Source organism: Kribbella sp. NPDC049174 (assembly GCF_043197365.1).
Classification (GTDB): domain Bacteria; phylum Actinomycetota; class Actinomycetes; order Propionibacteriales; family Kribbellaceae; genus Kribbella.
Genome location: NZ_JBICSZ010000012.1, coordinates 68,511 through 89,160 on the forward strand (window position 1 = coordinate 68,511; position 20,650 = coordinate 89,160).

A 20,650-nucleotide genomic window follows, 5' to 3' on the forward strand; every position below is an offset into this window, starting at 1 on the left:
TTCCAAGATGTCTTCAGCATCTTGGAGGGGTTTGCACCGATGTACAAGTGCCAGTCCGGCAGGTGACCGGTTCCGGTCAGCCGACCCTCTGCTGACCCTGCTGACCAGCTCCGGTCAGCCGACCCTCTGCTGACGCTGCTGACCGGTTCCGGTCAGCTGACCTCGGCGTACGCCGCGACGAGCAGGCTCGGGTCCGGCGCCTCGAGGATGGTCGGCTTGGCCAGGCCGTCGAGGACGACGAAGCGGAGCCGGTCGGCCCGGGTCTTCTTGTCTAGCTTCATCGCGTCCTGCAGATGCGGCCAGGCGTCGGCGCGGTACGTGACCGGCAGCCCGAGCGACTCCAGTACGGCGCGATGCCGGTCGGCGGTCGCGTCGTCGAGCCGGCCGGCCGCGCGGGCCAGCTCGGCGACGAACACCATGCCGATGCTGATCGCGGCGCCGTGCCGCCACTTGTACCGCTCGACCCGCTCGATCGCGTGACCGAGGGTGTGCCCGTAGTTCAGCGCCTCCCGGCCGATCGCTCCCCCGGCCGTGGTGGTCCGCTCGCGCAGGTCCGCACCGACTGTGTCCGCCTTCACCTGGATCGCACGCGCGATCAGTTCCTCGGTGGCGTCGTACGCCGGGCTCGAGGCGCCGGCCGGGTCCTTCTCGACCAGGTCGAGGATGACCGGGTCCGCGATGAACCCGCACTTCACGACCTCGGCCAGACCGCTCACGTAGTCGTTGCGCGGCAGCGTCTCCAGCGCGGCGAGGTCGCACAGGACGCCGGTCGGCTCCCAGAACGCGCCGACCAGGTTCTTCCCCTCGGCCGTGTTGATCCCGGTCTTGCCGCCGACCGCGGCGTCGACCATCCCGAGCAGCGTCGTCGGGATGTGCACCACGCGAACACCGCGCAACCAGGTCGCGGCGACGAAACCGGCCAGGTCGGTCGTCGTCCCGCCGCCGACGCTCACGATCGCGTCCGACCGGGTGAACCCGGCCTGCCCGAGCACCGACCAGCAGTACGCGAGCACCTCCGCGGTCTTGGCCTCCTCGGCGTCCGGGATCTCGATCGCGTGCGCGGTGTAGCCGCTCGCGGTCAGGTCGTCGCGGATTGCGTCACCGCTGCTCCGCAGTGCGCGCGGGTGGATGACGGCGACCCGCTGGACCCCGTCGCCGAGCAGCCCGGGCAGTTCCCCGAGCAGGTTGTTGCCGATGACAACGTCGTACGACGCCGCCGCGGCGACCCGGATCCGGGTCGGCTGCTCACTCATCCGAGGTGCTCCAGGATCTCGTCGGCGATCTGCTCCGGGGTGCGGTCGTCGGTCTGCACGGTCAGCTTGGCGACCTCGACGTACAGCGGACGGCGTGCCTCCATCAGGTTGCGCAGCTGGGTCCGGACGTTGCCGAGCAGCAGCGGGCGGGCAACACCGAGGCCGACCCGCTTGGCCGCCTCACCGAGGGACACGTCCAGGAAGACCACGTTGTGGCCGGCCAGATCCGCGCGGGTGTCCGGGTCGAGGATCGCACCGCCGCCGAGCGACAGCACCTCGTCGCCCTGGAGCGCGGCGACGATCGCGGCCCGCTCGAGGGCGCGGAAGTGCGGCTCGCCGTGGTCGACGAAGATGTCGGAGATCGGCTGGCCCGCGCCGGCCTCGATATCGGTGTCGGTGTCGCGATGCTTCACGCCGAGCCGCTCGGCCAGCAGGGCCGCGATGGTCGACTTCCCCGACCCCGGCGGACCGACCAGAACTACAACCGGGCTCACTGCTCTGCCCACTCCCGCGGTGCGATGGTGGACGGCAGGTTCGCCAGGTACGCCTTGTGGTTGCGCGAGGACTCCGCGACCGAGTCGCCGCCGAACTTCTCCAGCGCGACGTCAGCCAGCACCAGCGCCACCATCGCCTCGGCCACGATGCCCGCGGCCGGTACGGCGCACACGTCGGAGCGCTGGTGGTGCGCCGCGGCGGCCTCGCCGGTGGTGGTGTCGATCGTGCGCAACGCCCGCGGCACGGTCGCGATCGGCTTCATCGCCGCCCGAACCCGCAGCGTCTCGCCCGTGCTCATACCGCCCTCGGTGCCACCGGAGCGGCCGCCGGTCCGCCGGACGACGCCGTCCTGGGCGACGATCTCGTCGTGCGCCTGCGACCCCGGCGTCCGGGCCAGCTCGAACCCGTCGCCGAGCTCGACACCCTTGATCGCCTGGATGCCCATCAGCGCGCCGGCCAGCTTGGAGTCCAGCCGCCGGTCCCAGTGCACGTAGCTGCCGAGGCCTGGCGGGAGCCCGTCCACGACCACCTCGACCACCCCGCCGAGCGTGTCACCGGCCTTCTGCGCGGTGTCGATCTCGGCCACCATCGCCTTGCTCGCGTCCGCGTCCAGGCAGCGCACCGGGTCCGCGTCCAGCTTCGCGACATCGTCGTACGACGGGATCACGCCGTACGGCGCCTTGACCGTGCCGAGCTCGACCACGTGGCTGACGATCGTCACGCCGTACGCCTGGTGGAGGAAGCGGGCGGCGACCTCGCCGAGCGCGACCCGGGCCGCGGTCTCGCGGGCGCTGGCCCGCTCGAGCACCGGGCGGGCCTCGTCGAACCCGTACTTCTGCATGCCGGCCAGGTCCGCGTGACCGGGGCGCGGGCGGGTCAGCGGCGCGTTCCGGGCCAGGTCGGCCAATGTCGCAGGGTCGACCGGATCGGCTGACATCACCTGATCCCACTTCGGCCACTCGGTGTTGCCGACCTGGATCGCGACCGGGCTGCCGAGCGACAGTCCGTGCCGGAACCCGCCGATGAACGTCACCTCGTCCCGCTCGAACTTCATCCGGGCGCCGCGGCCGTAGCCCAGCCGACGACGAGCGAGGGCGTCGGCCACGTTATCCGTGGTGACCTGGACGCCTGCGGGAAGACCTTCGAGTACGGCGACGAGCGCTTGTCCGTGCGACTCGCCGGCGGTGAGCCAGCGCAGCATGGCCCCGATTCTTCCACGCGCCACCCGCCGTCCCGACGCCGGTCTCATCGCGCGACGATGCGGAACCCATAGACCGGGCTGGTTAGGCAAAGCTCACCTAAATGCATGGAGCTGATCCGCCGTCCGATCAAGGCCCGGGTGACCGAGACGAGAAGTCGCAGGTCTACTTCTGTGGCTACTGGCGCCGCATGCACGCGTGAGCGGTGTCGGAGGATAGGCCGTCCCGGAACGACAGCACGACGTCGAACGTCTTGCCGAGTGCCGAGTTCTCACAGCCCGTCGAGACCTGCGCTGCCTGACCGCCGGCGATCGCGGCGCCCGCGAGGGCGAGGGTGGCGAGTCCCGCCACGGCGACGCGCCCGGCGGTACGGCGGATTGCGGTGGTCATCAGGTGCTCCCTTCGATCTATCAACGACCGTAGGAGCCAGGAGCTTCGCGGGAACTGGCCTTGGAACCCGTCTTCGGGTAGCGCTGACACCACCATCGATAGGGTTCCGGCATGACTCGGGCTGCGGAGGAGACGTGGCGGTCGCGGATTCGCGGCTGCCTGCTGGGTGGGGCGATCGGCGACGCGTTGGGCGGTCCGGTCGAGTTCGAGAGCGGCCGGTCGATCGTTGCCGCGCACCCCGATCGGCTCCGCACGTTCGTGTCCGGGTCGGCCGGCTGGCCGCCGGGGACGATCACCGACGACACCCAGATGACCCTGTTCACGGTCGAGGGACTGATCCGGGCCGGGGTGCGGACCGATCGCGGCATCGGGTTCACGGTGGCGGTGGTGCACCACGCGTACGACCGTTGGCTGGACACCCAGACGCTGTCGGCTCCGAGTGGTGAGCGCGACGGCTGGTTGGTGGACGAGCAGTGGCTGTACGCACGTCGCGCGCCCGGCAACACCTGTCTCAGCGCGTTGACGGGAGCGCGCAAGGGCAACACCCGGATCGACCAGTTCGGCGCGCAGGCGGAGAACGACTCGAAGGGCTGCGGCGGGGTGATGCGGGTGGCGCCGTTCGGGCTGCTGCCGGCGAAGTGGTTCGACCGCGACTGGGTGTTCGACTCAGCCGCCAACGCCGCGGGCTACACGCACGGCCACCCGACCGGCAAGCTCGCCTCGGGCGCCCTGGCCGTGATCATCCGCGAGATCTGTGAAGGCGCCGAGCTGCACACAGCCCTGGACACCGCCGCTGCCGTGCTCGCCCAGCGCCCTGGCCACGAGGAGACGAGTACGGCGCTCGCAGCCGCCCGCCAACTCGCGGCGACAGCCCCCGGGCACGGACCGGTGACCGTAGAGCAGTTGGGTGGCGGCTGGGTCGCCGAGGAGGCCCTCGCCATCGGTGTCTACGCAGCACTGGCCTACCCGGCTCCCGAGCAGTTCCTGGACGCGTTGGCGCTGGCGGTCACGCACTCCGGTGACAGCGACAGCACCGGTGCCATTGCCGGCAACATCCTGGGCGCCCTCCACGGCGAGACGGCTCTACCCGCAGAGCTCGTCTTCACCGTCGAGGGCCGGCCCGTCATCCTCCAACTGGCCGACGACTTCGCCCTGGAGTTCACCCAACCCACTCGCCTCCACGGCGACTACGGCCCGCACACGGCCTGGAGCACGCGCTACCCCGGCTGGTGACCGATCGACAGCTTGTGGTGGAAGGTGTTGGGCGGGTCCCACTTCGCCTTGTACGAGCCGGCATTGATCGCGTTCGGCTTCGGGTCGAGTCCTTTCCCTAGCCGACGTACAGCTCCGCGAGTGGTCCGCCGAACACGACCCCGCCCAGCGCGCCGATCAGCATGAACGGCCCGAACGGGACCATCTGCTTGCGCGTCATCACCTTCGCCGCGATCAGCGCGATCCCGACGATCGCGCCGAGGAAGAAGCCGCCGTACAGCCCGGTGATGAACTCACCCCAGCCGAGCCACCCGAGCGCCAGCCCGAGCAGGCCCGACAGCCGGACGTCGCCGAACCCGACACCCCGCGGAAACACGAACCACAGCACGTAGAACACGGCGAACCCGATCACCCCCGCGAGCACCGCCCGGCGGAGCGATCCCCACTCCCCCGACACCACGGCCGCACCGAGCAGCGCGAGTCCGATCACCAGGTACGACGGCCAGATGATCGCCGACGGCAGATACCGCGTCCGCGCGTCGATATATCCGAGCACCGCCCCCGCCACAGCCAGCAGCAGCCATGCCACCAGCACCGCGGTCGTCCCGAGGACCCACCCGAGCAGTCCCCCGGACACCGCCGCGAGTAGACCACACCAGTACGCCGCCCGCCGCCCGGCCAGGTCGGCGTACGGAATCTTGACCTCGCCCTCCTCCAGCGTGGGCTCCGGGATGCGCCGCATCAGCCACGGGCCGAGCAGGTACGCCGCAGGTCCGCAGAAGGCCACCCCGGCCCCTGCGGCGAGCAACGCGTTGTCAGCCGGCACGATCCAGGAGCCTAGACGATTTCGCCGCCCGCTACGCGCGGCCTGTGGACGACCGTCGGACCAGGATCCTCGCGATCACCGCCGCGCCCGCTCCCAGCAGCAGTACGCCGCCGGCCAGCACGCCGATCGTGCTCCAGAAGCCGTCGTTGCGGGTCACGTACTCGATCCGTTGGTACTCGTCGTCGGACCCGGCCCGCTCGAAGGTGAAGTCGTCGGTGATCCGGCTCGGATCGCGGTAGGTGACCGAGTAGGCGGTCAGGTAGTCGGCCGGCGCGGTCAGCGCATCGTCCTGGACCCGCCCGGCGTACAACAGCTCCGGCGTCACGTCCGCGTCCGGCAACTTGGTCGCGTCGACCCGGTGCTCGGCGGCGACGTACACGGTCACCGTCTGCGCGGTGGTCGCGCCCTTGCTGAGCCGCATCGGGTAGACGATTCGATCCGACGCGAACGTCAGCCGCAGCGGCGGCGTCGCCCCGCTCATGCTCTCGCCCGGCTGCTTCGGCGCGAGCTTCACCGCGACGATCTCCCACTTCTCGGTCAGGTACGGCGTGAGGTTCCCGGCCAGCCCGGACGGTACGACGTACCCGTTCGTGCGCAGCCAATCGGTCACCGCGGTCCCGCTCGTGCCCTCGAGTCGCGCGACCGAGAACGGTCCGAGCTGCATCTGCTGCCGCACGTTCACACCGGCACCGGCCATGGGCGCGCCGGCCGAGTCACGCCCGCTGCCCATCACGCCGAGATCCCGGAACGGCCAGTAGGTCTTGCGGACCACGACCTTCGGCCGCGTCATCCGGTCCAGCCGGTTGAACAGGCCGGTCGCACCGAGTTCGACCTCGGCTGCCGCGGGCACCGGCATGATCCAGGCCGCCTTCTTCGACGAGCCGTCGATCGCCATCGACAGGGTGATCTGCTCGGTGCCGTCGGCGTACTGGACCAGCGCGTTCTCGCCGTACGCCCGGGCACGCGACTGCGCGTCCGGCAGATAGCCCCCGCACGCGCAGGCCCAGGCAGGTGTCACCCCGGCCGCGACGAACCCCAGCGCCAGCACACCCACGACGACCCGCCAGAACCTCATGGCGGGAGACTAGCTAGACAAGGGTGTACGGGGTGCGGAAGAAGTTCGCCGGGTCGTACTTCTTCTTGACCGCGCGCAGCCGGGTCAGGCTGGTGCCGTAGTACGTGCTGACCGAGCGGCCGGTCTCGACGTAGTTCACGTAACCGCCGGCCGAGTACGTCCGGACCGCCCGATGCCCGTTGGTGATGAAGGTCTGCGCGACCCGGACCTGTGCCGACGACGGGTGCGCCGCCATCCCGGAGTACCACTGGATCACCCCGAGCGCCGTTCGCCACGGCCAGGACGCGCCACCGGTCGGCTGCTTCGCCGCCTGCCCGCCGAGCGGATCGATGATCGCCGACGCCGGCGTCTTCGCCCGGGCAGCCGTCTTCACGGCACCAAGCACCGCGGTGATCGTGGCCGCGTTCATCGGGCCCCGCAGTACGTCGGAACCCGCCAGGAGCCCGGTTCGCGGGCTGGTCGTCCCGCCACCCAGGTACCGGACCGCCTCCATGTGGGTCTTCACTGTGATCGAGCGGGTCGAGGCCTTCGACCCGACGAACGACTCCAGTTGTGCGGCCGCGGCCGCCGCGTTGCCGGTGGTGGAGATGCCGAGTACGTGGATCGACAGCGTTCCGTTGCTGCGGGCATCGATGTGCAGGTTGCCCCAGGAGGTGATCGGCGCCGACTGGGCGAACTTCTGCCAGCCGCTGACGACGGCGGACGCCTTCGACTCCGGCCAGGTCAGCCGGAAGAACCCGATCTTGGTCGCCGGGATGGTGGCGAACCGGAACGAGGTGACCACCCCGAGGTTCCCGCCGCCGCTGCCACGCAGTGCCCAGAACAGATCAGGACCGACCGATGTACTCACGTTCCGCGCGACCCCGTCGGCCGTGATCACGCCCATCGAGACGATCCGGTCGCAGGTCGGTCCGAAGGCCCGGGTGTGGATCCCCATCCCGCCGCCCAGTGCGAGCCCGGCGACTCCGACCGTCGGGCAGGTCCCGGTCGGCAGCGAGCGCCCGTACTTGTCGAGGAAGGCGTGGACGTCGTACAGCCGGGCGCCGGCGCCGACGGTGAGGACGCCGTTCGCGTAGCTCATCCCGCGGATCGCGCCGAGGTCGACCATCATCCCCTTGCTGATCGTGGAGGCGCCGACGTACGAGTGTCCGCCGCCCTTCGGGACCAGCACGAGTTTGTTGGCGCGGGCGAAGTTGATCGCCTTCTGCACATCGGTGGCGTTGGCGGCCTTGACCACAGCAGCCGGCTGGACGGAGTCCCAGCGCGGGTTGAAGAGCTGGTGCGCGGCCGGGTAGCCGGAGGTCGACGGCATGAACAGCCGGCCCTTGAGGGAGCGGGAGAAACTGTTCCAGTTCGGCGCGGCGGCGCTGGCGGTCTTGGTGTCGGAACAGCTGGTCAGGGCGACGGCGGCGACAGCGCCACCAGCCTTCAGTAACGTGCGGCGGTCAAGCTGGCTCACGATCCTCGAGCTCCTCACGCGCGGCGGACCTCATGGCCGCCAGCGGTGCGGGCGACCTACCTGTCATCATCTCCACCTGGAGAGTCGCCTGATGCACGAGGAGATCAAGGCCGTTCAACAGCTCTGTACCGATCCGGTGCGCCGCGATCGCCAGCCCGGTTGGCCACGGGTGGTACGCGACGTCGAAAACCACCGGGGCGACGCTCGCGAAATGCTCGGCCCACGGGTCGACGGCACCGCCGGGCAGCGTGGAGACGCACAGGTCGAACCCGCCGATCTGCTCGACCTGCGAGAAGTCGGCGACCGACGTCTTCAACCCCAGCTCGGCCGCCAGGTCCAGCAGCCGCTCGGCACTGGCGACGTCCCGGACGACGATGGTCACCTCGGTGACCTGCATGCCACGCAACGCGGCCAGCGTGGACGCGGCAGTCGCCCCGCCGCCCAGCACCACGGCCGTCTCGGCGGCGGTGATCCCCCGCTCGGCGAACGCGTTCACCAGCCCTGGTACGTCGGTGTTGTGCGCCGACCGCGATCCGTCCGGCTCGAACAGCATCGTGTTCGCCGCACCGATCAGCTCCGCGACCGGGTCGACGGTGTCCACCAGCTCGAGTGCGACCCGCTTCAGCGGCATCGTCAGCGACAGTCCGCGGACGTCGGCACCGAGCGAGGCGACGAACCCGCGCAACTCGTCCTCGCCGACCTCAAAAGCGTCGTACTGCCAGTCCAGCCCGAGCGCGGCGTACGCGGCCCGGTGCATCGCCGGCGACAACGAATGCGCGATCGGCGAACCGAGGACAGCACACCGCATAACTAGCACCGGCCCTTGTGCGCCTGGCACCACGCCTGCAGCTTCTTCACGTTGTTCATATGCTCGTCCGACGTACTCGCGAACGCGGTCTCGCCGGTGTCGAGGTTGATGAGGGTGAAGTACAGCCAGGAGCCCTGGGCCGGGTTCAGCGCGGCCCGCAGGGTGTCCTTGGTCGGTGAGTTGATCGGCGTCGGCGGCAGGCCCTTGACCTTGTAGGTGTTGTACGGCGAGTCCATGTCGCGCTGTTCCGGCGTGGTGAACACGCCGCCGTCGCGGCCGACCACGTAGTGGATGGTCGAGTCCATCTGCAGCCGCATGCCGGCCCGCATCCGGTTGTAGATCACCCGGGACACCTTGGTGTAGTCCTGCGGCCGGTTCGTCTCGGCGCCGATGATGCTGGCCACGATCACCGCCTGGTACGGGTCCAGCTTCTTGCGATCCGCGGTCTTGACCAGGTCCAGCTCGGCCGCGGCCTTCGCGTACTGCGCCGTCATCAGCTTCAGGATCGTGTACGCGGTCGCACCCTTCGGCACGTCGTACGTGCCCGGGTACAGGAAGCCTTCGGCGTTGTTCTTCGCGTACGACGGCAGGCCCAGCGCCGCCGTTTTGCCCAGAGCTGTCGCGGCGGCACCGGCGGGCAGCTTGAGCTTCGACTTCTGCAGCGTCTCGCTGACCTCGGCCTTGGTCAGGCCGGCCCGGAAGCTGATCCGGGTGACCAGGATCGACTTCGCGGTGTCCAGCATCAGCTCGAGCGCGGCCTTGGCCGACATCTCCTTGTGCAGCGTGTAGGTGCCGGCCTGGATCTGGCGCGACCGCGGGTCGTCCCGGGCCGCCCGCTCGAACGCCCGGGCGCTCTTCACCACGCCCTTCTTCTCCAGCGTGTCCGCGATCGCCTGCGCGCTCTGGCCCTGGGTGATCTCGACCACGACCGTGCCGGTCCCGCTGCCCTCGAAGTCGGGAGCGGCGAACATCTGCTCGATCGCGTCCCGGCCCTTGCCGAAGCCGATCACGGCCCCGGCCACCAGCGCACCGACGACGAGCAGCGAGATCAGCCCGGCGAAGCACCCGAACCCGCGCCGCGCGCGGGCCTTGCGGCGGTTCGCCCGGCGCTCGACCCGGCTCTCCGGCCGCAACCCGAGCCCGGTGCTGAGATCGTCGCCGTCCGTCACGTCGTCGTCCACCGATGTTCTGTTCACAGGGGCCTCCCGGGTGGGTTCCCAGTCTCGCGCTCGACATCGAGAGCGTGTTGCAGAATCACGACCGCCGCGGCCTGGTCGACCACGGCGCGCCGCTTGGAGCCCTTCTTTCCCCGTTCCCGCAGCATGCGTTCGGCGGTGACCGTGGTGAACCGCTCGTCCACCAGCCGCACCGCCGTCCCCGAGTTGCCCTCCTGCACCTTAGCCCGCACCAGTTCCGCCGTTTCCCGGATCTTCACCGCGGCCGGGCCCTCACCCCCGGACAGCGAGCGCGGCAGCCCGACCACGATCTCGACCGCCTCCAGTTCGGCGACGAGTGCGGCGATCCTATCCAGATCACCGGGCCCCCGGCGGACCGTCTCCACCGGGGTGGCCAGGATTCCGTGCGGATCACTGCTCGCGACACCGATCCGGACGTCGCCGATATCGAGCGCGAGCCGCACACCGTGTCTCATGCGGGTCCCATCAAGAACGCATCAGCCCGTCACGAGCTGGCCGATGGTGTGCTCCACCGCGGCCAACGCGTCATCGGAACCGGCCGGGTCGGTGCCGCCACCCTGCGCGACATCGTCCTTGCCGCCGCCGCGACCACCCAGCTTCTCGGCCGCGACCCGGACCAGGTCACCGGCCTTCAGCCGCCACTCACGAGCGGTGTCGTTGAGCGCGATCACCACACCGGGCTTGCCATCGTTCACACTCAGTACGGCGACCACGGCCGGCTTGTCGGCCGCCATCCGGCCGCGCACGTCCAGGGCCAGCTTGCGCAGGTCCCCGCCGTTCACGCCGTCGGGCGCGCGATGACCGACGTACTGGACCCCGAAGACGTCCCTCGGGTTCGCGGACAGCTCGGCGGCGGCTGCCAGCACCTGGCCGGCCTTCATCCGCTCGAGCTCCTTCTCCGCGGCGCGCAGCCGCTCGGCCAGGTCGGCGACCTTCGCGGGCAGCTCCTCCGGCCGGGCCTTCAGGTTCTCGCTCAGCAGCCGGACCAGCGCGCGCTCCTTGCCCAGGTAGCGCAGCGCCTCCATGCCGACGAACGCCTCGAGCCGGCGGACACCGGCACCGACGGACGACTCACCGGTCACGGTCAGCGCACCGACCTGCGACGAGTGCTTCACATGCGTGCCACCGCAGAGCTCACGGGACCAGGGGCCGCCGATCTCCACGACGCGGACCTGCTCGTCGTACGTCTCACCGAACAGCGCCAGCGCACCCCAGTCCCGGGCCTCCGGCAGCGTCATGTACTGCGCCGACACCGGTAGGTCCTGGCGGACGGCGAGGTTCGCGACCTCTTCGATCTCGGACCGGGTCGCCTGGTCCAGCGCCGACGACCAGGCGAAGTCGAGCCGCAGGTACCCGGGCTTGTTGTACGAACCGCTCTGCAGCGCGTTCGGGCCGAGCACCTGCCGCAGCGCGGCGTGGACGACGTGCGTCCCCGAGTGCGCCTGGCACGCGGACACGCGCCACTCGTGGTCGACCTCGGCGTGCACGTCCAGGCCCGGCTGGAGGACACCCTCGAGCACCTCGACCTTGTGCACGATCAGGCCCTTGACCGGCCTCTGTACGTCGAGCACCTTCAGCTTCACGCCGTCGGCGACGATCAGGCCCTCGTCGGCGATCTGGCCACCGGACTCCGCGTAGAACGGGGTCTTCTCCAGCACGACCTCGACGGTCTCGCCCTGCTCGGCGGACGGCGCGATCACGCCATCGCGCAGCAGACCGCGGACCTGTGAGTCGGAGGCAAGCTCCTGGTAGCCGGTGAACTCGGTGACGCCCTTCTCCCGCAGCTCCCGGTAGCCCGAGGTGTCCGCGTGACCGGCCTTCTTCGCCCGGGCGTCCGCCTTGGCCCGCTCGCGCTGTTCCTTCATCAGCGACTTGAAGCCCTCGGTGTCCACGTTCAGGCCCTGCTCGGCGGCCATCTCGACGGTCAGGTCGATCGGGAAGCCGTACGTGTCGTGCAGCTGGAACGCCTTCGCACCCTCAAGCTGGTGCGCGCCGCCGGCCTTGGTCTCACGGACGGCGAGGTCGAAGATGCTGGTCCCGGCCGTGAGGGTCCGGCGGAACGCCTCCTCCTCGGCGTACGCGACCTGGCTGATCCGGCCGAAGTCGGACTCGAGCTCCGGGTAGGACTTCTTCATCTGCTCCAGGCTGACCGGCAGCAGCTCGACCAGGCTCGGGTCCTCGTAGCCGAGCAGGCGCATCGAGCGGATCGCCCGGCGGAGCAGCCGGCGCAGCACGTACCCGCCCTGCTCGTTGCCCGGGTTCACGCCGTCGCCGATCAGCATCAGCGCGCTGCGGACGTGGTCGGCGACCACCCGGAAGCGGACGTCGTCGACGTGCTCGGCGCCGTACTTGCGGCCGCTCAGCTCCGAGGCCTTCTCGATCACCGGGTAGATCTCGTCGATCTCATACATGTTGTCGACGCCCTGCAGCAGGTACGCCACCCGCTCCAGGCCGAGACCGGTGTCGATGTTCTTCTTCGGCAGCTCGCCGAGGATCTCGTAGCCGTCCTTGCCGCCACCCTCACCGCGGATGTTCTGCATGAAGACGAGGTTCCAGAACTCCAGGTAGCGGTCGCCCGCCTCCCAGTCCCGGTCCGCGCCGAACTCGGGGCCGCGGTCGATCAGGATCTCCGAGCACGGGCCGCACGGACCCGGGATGCCCATCGACCAGAAGTTGTCCTTCATGCCGAGCCGGACGATCCGGTCGTCCGGCAGGCCGGCGACCCGCTTCCAGATGTCGATCGCCTCGTCGTCGTCGTAGTACACCGAGGCGTACAGCACCGACTCGTCGAAGCCGTAGCCGCCGTCGTTCTGGGACCGGGTGACCAGGTCCCAGGCGTACTCGATCGCCTTCTCCTTGAAGTAGTCGCCGAAGGAGAAGTTGCCGTTCATCTGGAAGAACGTGCCGTGCCGGGTGGTCTTGCCGACCTCGTCGATGTCGAGGGTCCGGACACACTTCTGCACACTGGTCGCGCGCGCGTACGGCGGCGTCTGCTGGCCGACGAAATAGGGCACGAACTGGGCCATGCCGGCCACGTTGAACAGCAGGTTCGGGTCCGGCGACGGCAGTGGTGCGCTCGGCACCACGGTGTGGCCCCGGTCCTCGAAGTACTGCAGGAACCGCCGCCTGATCTCACTGGTTTCCATGGGTGTTACCGGTAGTCCTCACGCGTGTCCGGGTGGGTTGTGGGTGGGGCCGAAGGCATGGCGCTGTTTGTGTCGATGCCGAGGGCGTCGCGCAACTCGGTCTCCCGCTCGGCCATGCCCTCGCGCACCTCGTCGCCGAAGTGCCGGATCGCGGCGGCCACCTTGGCCGCGGAGTCCTGCAGGCTCTCCGGAGCGAGCACCTGGGCGCGCTTCTTCAGCCGGGTCACGGCGTACACCCCGACCGCGATGCCGATGATCAGCCAGAAGATCCGCTTCACCGGACGTCACCCCGCTTCCGTGCCTTGCGTTCGGCTTTCATCTCTTCCTTCACTCGCCGGCTGACGTCGCGGCGCTGGCTGTCGCCGAGCGCCTTGCGGACGCCGTAGCTGAACGCCGCCGCCTTCACCAGCGGCCCGCCGGCCGTCGCCGAGAACAGCGACATCAGCGCGGCCGCGTTGGTGGTCACCGTGGTCGCGTTGTCGGTGATGGTGTCCACCTTCGCCAGCTGGGCGTTGGTGGTGGACACGGTCGTGGTCACCTCGCCGAGCAACGGGATGCTCGAGTCGGACACGCCCTTCACCATGATCCGGGTCTCGTCCAGGACCTTGCCCAGCTTCAGGATCGGGTAGGCCAGCAGGCCCACCAGGATGAGCAGCGCGCAGGCGGCTATCAGCCCCGCTACTTCACCGACGCTCATGGAAACGATCCACCTTCCGTTGCGACCTCGTGGACCGCCCGACCTTATCGCGGGCCCTCGTCACACTCCGCTCCAGGACACCATCCCCCACATCACAGTCCCTCACCAAACCCTGATTGCCGACAGTCAGTGAGGGGCAACGGTCAGGAGCTGCCGCCGGGTGGTGTGGTGCTTGGAGACGGCTCTGCTGGGGTGCTGCTCGGCTCTGCTGGAGTGGTGCTCGGCTCCGCCGGGGTGGTGCTCGGGGTCGGTTCCACGGGAGTGGTGCTCGGTGACGGCTCCACCGGGGTGGTGCTTGGTGACGGCGACGGTGCGCTGGGTTCCGTCGGGGTCGGGCTCTGGCTCTGGCTCGGCGAGGGCGCCGGGCTGGACGGCGCGGACGAGGTTGGCGGCCTCGACGAGGGCTGCGCCGAAGAAGTGGGGCCGGGTGAGGTCTGCGACGGCGACGCCGGGGGTGACCAGGGCGGCTTCGGTGCGGCCGGTGTCGATGACGGCTGCGCCGAAGGGAACCAGCTCGTGGTCGGACTCGACGTCCCCGGGTTCAGTCGCGTCGGCCGGTTCGTCGGCCCCTGTGTGGGTGACTCGGTCACGGTGTCGGGCGAGGCTCCTAGTGGTCGGCCGACCGGCGGCCTGGTCGTCGTACTGCCGTCGGAGCCGTCGGAGGTCGTGCTCTCCGGCGCCGTCGGGCGGGGCGGGAGGGTGGTCGCGGAGTCTTGTCCCCCGAACGGGACGAAGAGGAGCAGACCGACCAGGGACAGCGCGGCCGCCGCGAGGGCGCCGAGCTTCAGGACGGGTGGGCCGCCGTAGCGGCCGATCGGTCCGCGGACCGGCGTGCCGTGCTCGTCGATCCAGAACGCCCAGCCGGCCGGTGGGCTCGGCCAGGAGTCATCGGGTCTGAAGTTCTTCGGTGGTCGCCACCGGACGTTCGGCGGTTCCGGCCAACCGGGGGGCGGGTTGAACTGCCTCAAAGCATTACCTTTCACCCCCAGGCCGTCTGGAAGCCTACCCACCTGAGCATTTGAATCAACCCGGGCCCCGGGTGCCTTCAGTCGAAGCTGACGGCGAGTGCTTGGACGGTGCCGTTGGGTGCCCAGGCGATGCTCATCGTGCCGGTTCCGCCGCTGGACCACAGGAAGCGGGCGACATCGTCTGCCTCCTCCAGGACACTCATGGTTTCGGTGGGTGGGTTGGTTCGGTAGCCCTCGGCGATTGCTTCGCGGCCTTCGAACGGGCCGGCCGGGACGTTCACGAACATCATCGTGGCGTCTTCGGCGAAGCGTTCGGCGAAGGTGTCCCAGTCGCCGGTCCTGACGGCTTCGTTGAAGGCTTCGACGTGGTCGGTCGTCCGGCTCACTTGCGGTCGCCTCGTTTGCGGTCCCGGAGGATCTTGCGGATGTTGGCGACGCGGTCGGCGTACGCCGCCTCGCCGCCGCGGCGGGTCGGGTTGTAGTAGTCGGTCCCGTCGATCACGTCCGGCGCGTACTGCTGCGGGACGATGCCGCGCGGGTCGTCGTGGGAGTACTGGTACGACGAGCCGTGGCCGATCTTCTTCGCCCCGGCGTAATGGGCGTCGCGCAGATGGGACGGGACCGGGCCGACCTTGCCGGCCTTCACGTCGGCGATGGCCGCGTCGACGGCCATGATCACCGCGTTGGACTTCGGCGCCAGCGCGAGCGCGACGACCGCCTGGGCCAGGTTGATCCGGGCCTCGGGCATCCCGATCAGCTGGACCGCCTCGGCCGCGGCCACCGCGACCCCGAGTGCGGTCGGGTCGCCCATGCCGATGTCCTCACTCGCCGAGATCACCAGCCGCCGCGCGATGAACCGCGGATCCTCACCGGCCTCGATCATTCTGGCCAGGTAGTGCATCGCCGCGTCCACATCCGAACCCCGGATCGACTTGATCAACGCCGACGCCACGTCGTAGTGCTGATCTCCGGCCCGGTCGTACCGCACCGCGGCCCGGTCCACCGCCGTCTCGAGCGTCTTGAGGTCGATGACCTCGGCGTCCTTGGCCCGCGCACCACCGGCGGCGGCCTCCAGGTAGGTCAGCGCCCGCCGGGCGTCTCCCCCGGCCATCCGGAGCAGGTGGCCGCGAGCGTCCTCGGCGAGCTCGAACTCCCCGTTCAGGCCACGCTCGTCGGTCAGCGCCCGATCCAGCAGTACGGCGATGTCGTCGTCGGTGAGCGATTCCAGCGTGAGCAGCAGGGACCGCGAGAGCAGGGGTGAGATCACGGAGAAGAACGGGTTCTCGGTGGTTGCCGCGACGAGCGTGACCCAGCGGTTCTCCACGCCGGGCAGGAGGGCGTCCTGCTGGGCCTTGGTGAACCGGTGGACCTCGTCGATGAACAGCACAGTCTCGACGGTCCCGGTCGCCCGGGCCAGATCCCGCCGGGCCCCGTCGATCACCTGCCGGACGTCCTTCACCCCGGCGGTGACAGCCGACAGCTCCACGAACTTGCGGTTCGTCTGGTGGGAGACCACCGCCGCGATCGTCGTCTTCCCGGTCCCGGGCGGTCCCCACAACAGCAGCGACATCGGCTGGTCACCCTCGACCAGCCGTCGCAACGGCGACCCAGGCGCGAGCAGATGCTGCTGCCCCACCAGTTCGTCGAGACTCCGCGGCCGCATCCGCACGGCCAGCGGAGCCGCCGTGTGATCCATATCGGCCAGACTCCCGCCGCCCCGGGCCGGCGCGGGAGCCCCCGGAATCTCAAACAACCCATCACTCACACCCGAAGCCTATCCAGCCCCACCGACAGCCGCCCCGGACGCTGACCAGGTGGGGTTGGCTACTTCGTCTTGCGGTTGTCCTCGTCCTCGTCGTCGTCCGCGTCGCGGAGTTCCTCCGGGAGGTTGTCGTCCGCCTCGCGGAGTTCTTCCGGGAGGTCTTCGTCGTCCAGGTCGCGGAGTTCCTCGGGGAGGTCTGCCTCGTCGAACTGCTCGGCGGGGATCTCCTCGGACTGGGCGGCCGACTCGGGCTTGATGGCGTTGCGGAGGCGGCCGAGGATGCGGTCGGCCTCGGTGCCGAACGGGTTGTCGTTGATCAGGTACGTCCAGGTCGCCGTCGGCCGCGGCACTCCACTGGCCGCCTCATCGAGACCGTCCGCGGTGATCTCGGCCGTCTTGAACGTCTCGGCCGCATCGGTCCATGCGTCCGCGATCAGGCTGTCGAACGACGCGATCGCGGACTTGTTGAACTCGTCGATCGGCTTCAGGTGCACGATCCCGCCGGCCAGCGACCGCAGGTGGATGCCCTCCCGCAGATCGGCCAGGTACGCCAGGTGGTCCGTCCAGCGCCGGTCCAGGTGGTGCAGCGCGATCCGCCGTACCGCGTCCTTCACCGTCTCCTCGCCGAGCTCCTCGACCAGTTCGTCGTACCGCTCCTTGGCCTTCTCGGACAGCTCGGTCGCGGCCAGGTCCTCGGTCAGAACCTTCTCGCGGGTGTCGAGCAGGATCGCGCGCTGCTGACCGGTCAGCCGGTGGTACGACCACGTCGTCCGGTGCAGCTCCGCGTTGGCGCCGTCCGCGACCCGCTGGGCGTGCTCGAGCACCCCGAGCGACTTGCGGTCCGTGAGCCGCCCGCTCTCGTCCGGGTTCGGCCGGAGACCCGACGAAACGGAGTACCTCGTCACCAGCTCGTCCGCGAGGCTGGCGAAGAACAGCGACCCGCCCGGGTCACCCTGCCGGCCGGCGCGTCCACGCAGCTGGTCGTCCAGCCGCCGCGACGCGTGCAGACCCGTCCCGACCACGTAGAGGCCGCCGAGCTCGATGGCCTTGTCCTTGTCGTGCGACTCGTCCCGCCCACCGAGGCGGATGTCGGTACCGCGACCGGCCATCTGCGTCGACACGGTCACCGTCCCCGGCACACCGGCCTCGGCGATGATCGCGGCCTCCTCGGCGTCGTTCTTCGCGTTCAGGACGACGTGCGGGATCTCGGCCGCCTCGAGCCGGTCGCTCAGCTGCTCCGACTCCTCGACGCTGTGGGTGCCGATCAGGATCGGCCGCCCGGTCTCGTGCACCTCGGCGATGTGCTCGACCAGCGCGGCGTTCTTCTGCTCGACGGTCAGGTACAGCCGGTCCGGGTCGTCGATCCGGATGTTCGGCTTGTTCGGCGGTACGACGGCCACCTCGACCTCGTAGAACTCCTGCAGCGACTCCCCGACGACAACCGCCGTACCGGTCATGCCGCAGAGCGTCTTGTAGCCCATGATCAGTGCCTGCACGGTGATGCTGTCCAGCACCTCACCGGAGTCGCTGACCGGCACGGCCTCCTTGGCCTCGACCGCCGCCTGCAGACCGTCGGGCCATCGCTGCAGCTTGGCGATCCGGCCGCGGTTGTTGTTGATCAGGCTGACCTTGCCGTCGCGGACCAGGTAGTCGACGTCCTTGCGCAGCAGCACCTCGGCGTGCAGCGCGACGTTGATCTGGGTCAGCCGGTCGAGGTGGTCGTCCTCGTACAGGTTGATCCCGCCGAGGGTCTCCTCGACCTTGTCGGTCCCGCGGTCGGTCAGCGCGACCGTCCGGCCGTCGCCGTCGATCTCGTAGTCCACGCCCGCGCGCAGCGTCCGAACCAGCTGTACGACGTCGTCGTCCAGCTCCTCGGTCCGCGTCGCGCCGGCCAGCACCAGCGGCACCCGGGCTTCGTCGATCAGCACCGAGTCAGCCTCGTCGACCAGCGCCACGTCCGGCGTCACCGTGACCCGGTCGGCCACATCGGTGACGAGCCGGTCGCGCAGGATGTCGAACCCGATCTCGCTCACCGGCGCGTAACAGACGTCCGCCTGGTACGCGGTACGCCGTTCCTCCGGTGTGGACGCCTGGCCGATGTGCGACACGCTCACGCCGAGCAGCTCGTACACCGGGCCCATCCAGTCGGCGTCGCGGCGGGCCAGGTAGTCGTTGACCGCGAGCACCTGGACCTTGCGGCCGCCGATCGCGTACCCGGCGGCGGCGAACGCACCGGCCAGCGTCTTGCCCTCACCGGTCGCCATCTCCACGACCCGGCCCTGCAGCATCGCCAGCGCACCGACGACCTGTCCGTCGAACGCGCGCTCGCCGATCGCGCGGTGGCCCGCCTCCCGGGCCAGGGCGAGGAACTCGATCTGCTCGTCCTCGTGCAGCCCACCGGTGGTGCGCAACTCGGCGACCGCCTCGGTGAGCTCTTCGTCGGTCAGGGACTGGACCGATTCCTCGGCCTCGCCGACCAGCTGGGTGAGCCGCTCGTACGGGCCGAGATCGATCGAACCGGGGCGCTGCAGCAGCCGGCGGAAACGAGACGCGATCTTCAGTGCCATGATTCCGCAACGTACAGCCTCACGGAGTCGTTCCGTGCATCAGGTCAGCGTTTCCCCGGATGTCCCTGCGGTGTCACGGCGTCCACTCGTACGGCGTGGTGGTCGTGACCGCGTGCAGGCCCAGTTTCTGCAGGATCGGGCGGGAGTCCTCGGACGCGTCCACGCGGAGGAACTCGTACCCGCGCTCCTTCGCCAGCCGGGCCCGGTGCGCCAGGACCGCGCTGTACAACCCCTGCCGCCGCCACTCCGGCAGCGTCCCGCCACCCCACAGGCTGGCGAACCCCGTCCCCGGGTGGAACCGCACCCACGCCGCGGTCAGCGCCGGCCCGTCCGGTCCCTTCAGCGCATCCTCGACCAGGAACACCGACAACCGGTCCGGGAACATCCGCGCCTCGGCCGCCAGCCGCTCCTCGATCCGCGCCAGCCCGTTGTGCCACAGCGTGTCCATCAGTACGGCGATCCGGTGGTAGTCGGCCGGGCCGTCGGCCTCCCGCAGCCGCACCTTCGACGGCAGCGCGGACGGTCGGGCCAGGATCGCGTCGATCTCGCCGAGGATCAGCGTCTCCGGCTCCTCCGCGCTGAACCCGGCCCGGACCAGCCGGTCACCGAGGTCGGCGGGCTCGTCGTACGCGTAGGTCTTCCACTCGAACGGCAGCCCGCGGTCGCGGAAGAAGGCGACCTCGGCCGCGATCACCGCATCCGGGTCGTCGCCGAGGCCGCGCGGGGTCTCGACGAACCCGGCGCCGTCCGGTCCTTCGACGTACGACCGGTGCACCAGGCCGTCGTGCTCGGTCTTCCAGCCCGGGATCGTGTCGGCGTCGGGCAGCCGGATCCGGCGGTGGAACACCTCGAGCAGCTCATCAGGGGTCATCTGCACATCGTGCCTGACCGACTACCAGAAATCACCAGGCTCGACGGCAAACCAGTTGGCAACTGGTGTCGTCCAAGTAAGTGTCCTCAAAGGGGGGAACATCATGAACATCCACCACATCTCACGCAAGACGATCATCGCCGCCTTCGCCATCATGGCCATCCCGGCAGCAGCGATCGCCGCACCAGCCGTCGTCGGCTCATCCTCCGCCCCCTCCACCGTCTCGACCGCCACCGTCGCCGGCACCTCCTGCCCACGCGGCTGGGGGTCGTTGCCTGAGGCAAACAGCCGGATGACACCGGCACCGGTGACCGCCGTCCGCACCGGCCGGCACGCCTGCTTCGACCGGCTCGTCGTCGACATCCGCGGCCGTGCCCCCGGGTACGACGTCCGCTACGTCAACAACGTCTACACCGACGGCGCGGGCTTCCTCGTCCCGCTGCGCGGTGGCGCGAAGCTGCAACTCGTCGTCCGCGCCCCGGCGTACGACGCTGCCGGTCGGTCGACGTACAAGCCGGCAAAGGGGAGCGAACTGAGCAACGTCGCCGGTTACAGCACCTTCCGGCAGGTCGCGTACGCCGGCAGCTTCGAAGGCCAGACCACGATCGGTCTGGGTGTCCGCGCCCGCCTTCCGTTCCGCGTCTTCACCCTGGCCGGCCCGGGCTCCAGCACCCGCCTCGTCATCGACGTCGCCCACCGCTGGTAACCCAGACCCCCACCCCCGCG

20 protein-coding genes are annotated in these 20,650 nt (G+C 69.8%); 3 read left to right on the forward strand and 17 right to left on the reverse strand.

What is annotated here, in order from left to right; genetic code table 11:
- Nucleotides 1–152: 152 nt before the first annotated feature.
- The 4 genes from aroB to ACGFIF_RS39510 all read right to left on the reverse strand — a co-directional run bounded on the left by aroB (nucleotide 153) and on the right by ACGFIF_RS39510 (nucleotide 3,337).
- Nucleotides 153–1,253 (reverse strand): 3-dehydroquinate synthase, encoded by a 1,101-nt coding sequence (gene aroB, locus ACGFIF_RS39495; protein ID WP_393162097.1) that lies wholly within the window; start codon nucleotides 1,251–1,253, stop codon nucleotides 153–155.
- The gene (locus ACGFIF_RS39500; protein WP_393162099.1) at nucleotides 1,250–1,747 is read right to left on the reverse strand and encodes a shikimate kinase; all 498 of its coding nucleotides are present in this window, start codon (nucleotides 1,745–1,747) and stop codon (nucleotides 1,250–1,252) included. Before ACGFIF_RS39500 ends, aroB begins: the two co-directional genes overlap by 4 nt.
- Nucleotides 1,744–2,949 (reverse strand): chorismate synthase, encoded by a 1,206-nt coding sequence (gene aroC, locus ACGFIF_RS39505; protein WP_393162101.1) that lies wholly within the window; start codon nucleotides 2,947–2,949, stop codon nucleotides 1,744–1,746. The genes ACGFIF_RS39500 and aroC overlap by 4 nt, the downstream gene beginning before the upstream one ends.
- Before the next feature lie 175 nt (nucleotides 2,950–3,124).
- A complete protein-coding gene (locus tag ACGFIF_RS39510; RefSeq protein ID WP_393162103.1) occupies nucleotides 3,125–3,337 on the reverse strand; it encodes a hypothetical protein in 213 nt (70 codons plus the stop codon).
- A gap of 111 nt (nucleotides 3,338–3,448) precedes the next feature.
- Between ACGFIF_RS39510 and ACGFIF_RS39515 the strand changes: the two genes are divergently transcribed.
- The gene (locus ACGFIF_RS39515) at nucleotides 3,449–4,570 is read left to right on the forward strand and encodes an ADP-ribosylglycohydrolase family protein (RefSeq protein ID WP_393162105.1); all 1,122 of its coding nucleotides are present in this window, start codon (nucleotides 3,449–3,451) and stop codon (nucleotides 4,568–4,570) included.
- A gap of 97 nt (nucleotides 4,571–4,667) precedes the next feature.
- Here ACGFIF_RS39515 and ACGFIF_RS39520 read toward each other — a convergent pair whose 3' ends face one another.
- From ACGFIF_RS39520 to ACGFIF_RS39560, 9 genes are read right to left on the reverse strand one after another with little or no spacing between them, the layout of a single operon-like run.
- Complete coding sequence (locus ACGFIF_RS39520; protein WP_393162107.1) at nucleotides 4,668–5,375, reverse strand: prepilin peptidase; 708 nt, start codon at nucleotides 5,373–5,375, stop codon at nucleotides 4,668–4,670.
- Between the two features lie 31 nt (nucleotides 5,376–5,406).
- On the reverse strand, nucleotides 5,407–6,450 hold the full coding sequence (locus ACGFIF_RS39525) for a DUF2330 domain-containing protein (RefSeq protein ID WP_393162109.1): 1,044 nt from the start codon (nucleotides 6,448–6,450) through the stop codon (nucleotides 5,407–5,409).
- A 13-nt stretch (nucleotides 6,451–6,463) separates the two neighbouring features.
- Complete coding sequence (locus ACGFIF_RS39530) at nucleotides 6,464–7,909, reverse strand: FAD-binding oxidoreductase (RefSeq protein ID WP_393162111.1); 1,446 nt, start codon at nucleotides 7,907–7,909, stop codon at nucleotides 6,464–6,466.
- Nucleotides 7,896–8,717: a shikimate dehydrogenase gene (locus tag ACGFIF_RS39535; RefSeq protein WP_393162113.1), complete on the reverse strand. Its 822-nt coding sequence runs from the start codon at nucleotides 8,715–8,717 to the stop codon at nucleotides 7,896–7,898. The genes ACGFIF_RS39530 and ACGFIF_RS39535 overlap by 14 nt, the downstream gene beginning before the upstream one ends.
- A gap of 2 nt (nucleotides 8,718–8,719) precedes the next feature.
- Entirely contained in the window at nucleotides 8,720–9,913 is a 1,194-nt protein-coding gene (mltG, locus tag ACGFIF_RS39540; RefSeq protein WP_393162115.1) for an endolytic transglycosylase MltG, read from the reverse strand.
- The gene (gene ruvX / locus ACGFIF_RS39545; RefSeq protein ID WP_393162118.1) at nucleotides 9,910–10,368 is read right to left on the reverse strand and encodes a Holliday junction resolvase RuvX; all 459 of its coding nucleotides are present in this window, start codon (nucleotides 10,366–10,368) and stop codon (nucleotides 9,910–9,912) included. Before ruvX ends, mltG begins: the two co-directional genes overlap by 4 nt.
- A 21-nt stretch (nucleotides 10,369–10,389) precedes the next feature.
- The gene (gene alaS / locus ACGFIF_RS39550) at nucleotides 10,390–13,059 is read right to left on the reverse strand and encodes an alanine--tRNA ligase (protein WP_393162120.1); all 2,670 of its coding nucleotides are present in this window, start codon (nucleotides 13,057–13,059) and stop codon (nucleotides 10,390–10,392) included.
- Nucleotides 13,060–13,064: 5 nt separating this feature from the next.
- Complete coding sequence (locus tag ACGFIF_RS39555) at nucleotides 13,065–13,337, reverse strand: DUF6167 family protein (protein WP_393162122.1); 273 nt, start codon at nucleotides 13,335–13,337, stop codon at nucleotides 13,065–13,067.
- Entirely contained in the window at nucleotides 13,334–13,756 is a 423-nt protein-coding gene (locus tag ACGFIF_RS39560; protein WP_393162124.1) for a DUF948 domain-containing protein, read from the reverse strand. Before ACGFIF_RS39560 ends, ACGFIF_RS39555 begins: the two co-directional genes overlap by 4 nt.
- A 168-nt stretch (nucleotides 13,757–13,924) precedes the next feature.
- Here ACGFIF_RS39560 and ACGFIF_RS39565 point away from each other — a divergent pair, with 168 nt between their 5' ends.
- Nucleotides 13,925–14,563, forward strand: a complete 639-nt coding sequence (locus tag ACGFIF_RS39565) for a hypothetical protein (protein WP_393162126.1) — start codon at nucleotides 13,925–13,927, stop codon at nucleotides 14,561–14,563.
- 238 nt (nucleotides 14,564–14,801) lie between these two features.
- Here the strand turns inward: ACGFIF_RS39565 and ACGFIF_RS39570 are convergent, their stop codons facing one another.
- The 4 genes from ACGFIF_RS39570 to ACGFIF_RS39585 all read right to left on the reverse strand — a co-directional run bounded on the left by ACGFIF_RS39570 (nucleotide 14,802) and on the right by ACGFIF_RS39585 (nucleotide 19,924).
- Nucleotides 14,802–15,110, reverse strand: coding sequence for a nuclear transport factor 2 family protein (locus ACGFIF_RS39570; RefSeq protein ID WP_393162128.1), 309 nt, complete (start codon nucleotides 15,108–15,110; stop codon nucleotides 14,802–14,804).
- Nucleotides 15,107–16,489 (reverse strand): replication-associated recombination protein A, encoded by a 1,383-nt coding sequence (locus ACGFIF_RS39575; protein ID WP_393162130.1) that lies wholly within the window; start codon nucleotides 16,487–16,489, stop codon nucleotides 15,107–15,109. The genes ACGFIF_RS39570 and ACGFIF_RS39575 overlap by 4 nt, the downstream gene beginning before the upstream one ends.
- A 59-nt stretch (nucleotides 16,490–16,548) precedes the next feature.
- Nucleotides 16,549–19,053 (reverse strand): accessory Sec system translocase SecA2, encoded by a 2,505-nt coding sequence (gene secA2 / locus ACGFIF_RS39580; RefSeq protein ID WP_393162132.1) that lies wholly within the window; start codon nucleotides 19,051–19,053, stop codon nucleotides 16,549–16,551.
- 73 nt (nucleotides 19,054–19,126) lie between these two features.
- Nucleotides 19,127–19,924: a GNAT family N-acetyltransferase gene (locus tag ACGFIF_RS39585; RefSeq protein WP_393162134.1), complete on the reverse strand. Its 798-nt coding sequence runs from the start codon at nucleotides 19,922–19,924 to the stop codon at nucleotides 19,127–19,129.
- A 103-nt stretch (nucleotides 19,925–20,027) separates the two neighbouring features.
- On the opposite strand from ACGFIF_RS39585, the gene ACGFIF_RS39590 reads away from it, so the two are divergent.
- Nucleotides 20,028–20,630 carry a hypothetical protein gene (locus tag ACGFIF_RS39590; protein WP_393162136.1) on the forward strand — a complete coding sequence of 201 codons (603 nt, stop codon included), beginning with the start codon at nucleotides 20,028–20,030 and terminating at the stop codon, nucleotides 20,628–20,630.
- The last annotated feature ends 20 nt before the right edge of the window (nucleotides 20,631–20,650 follow it).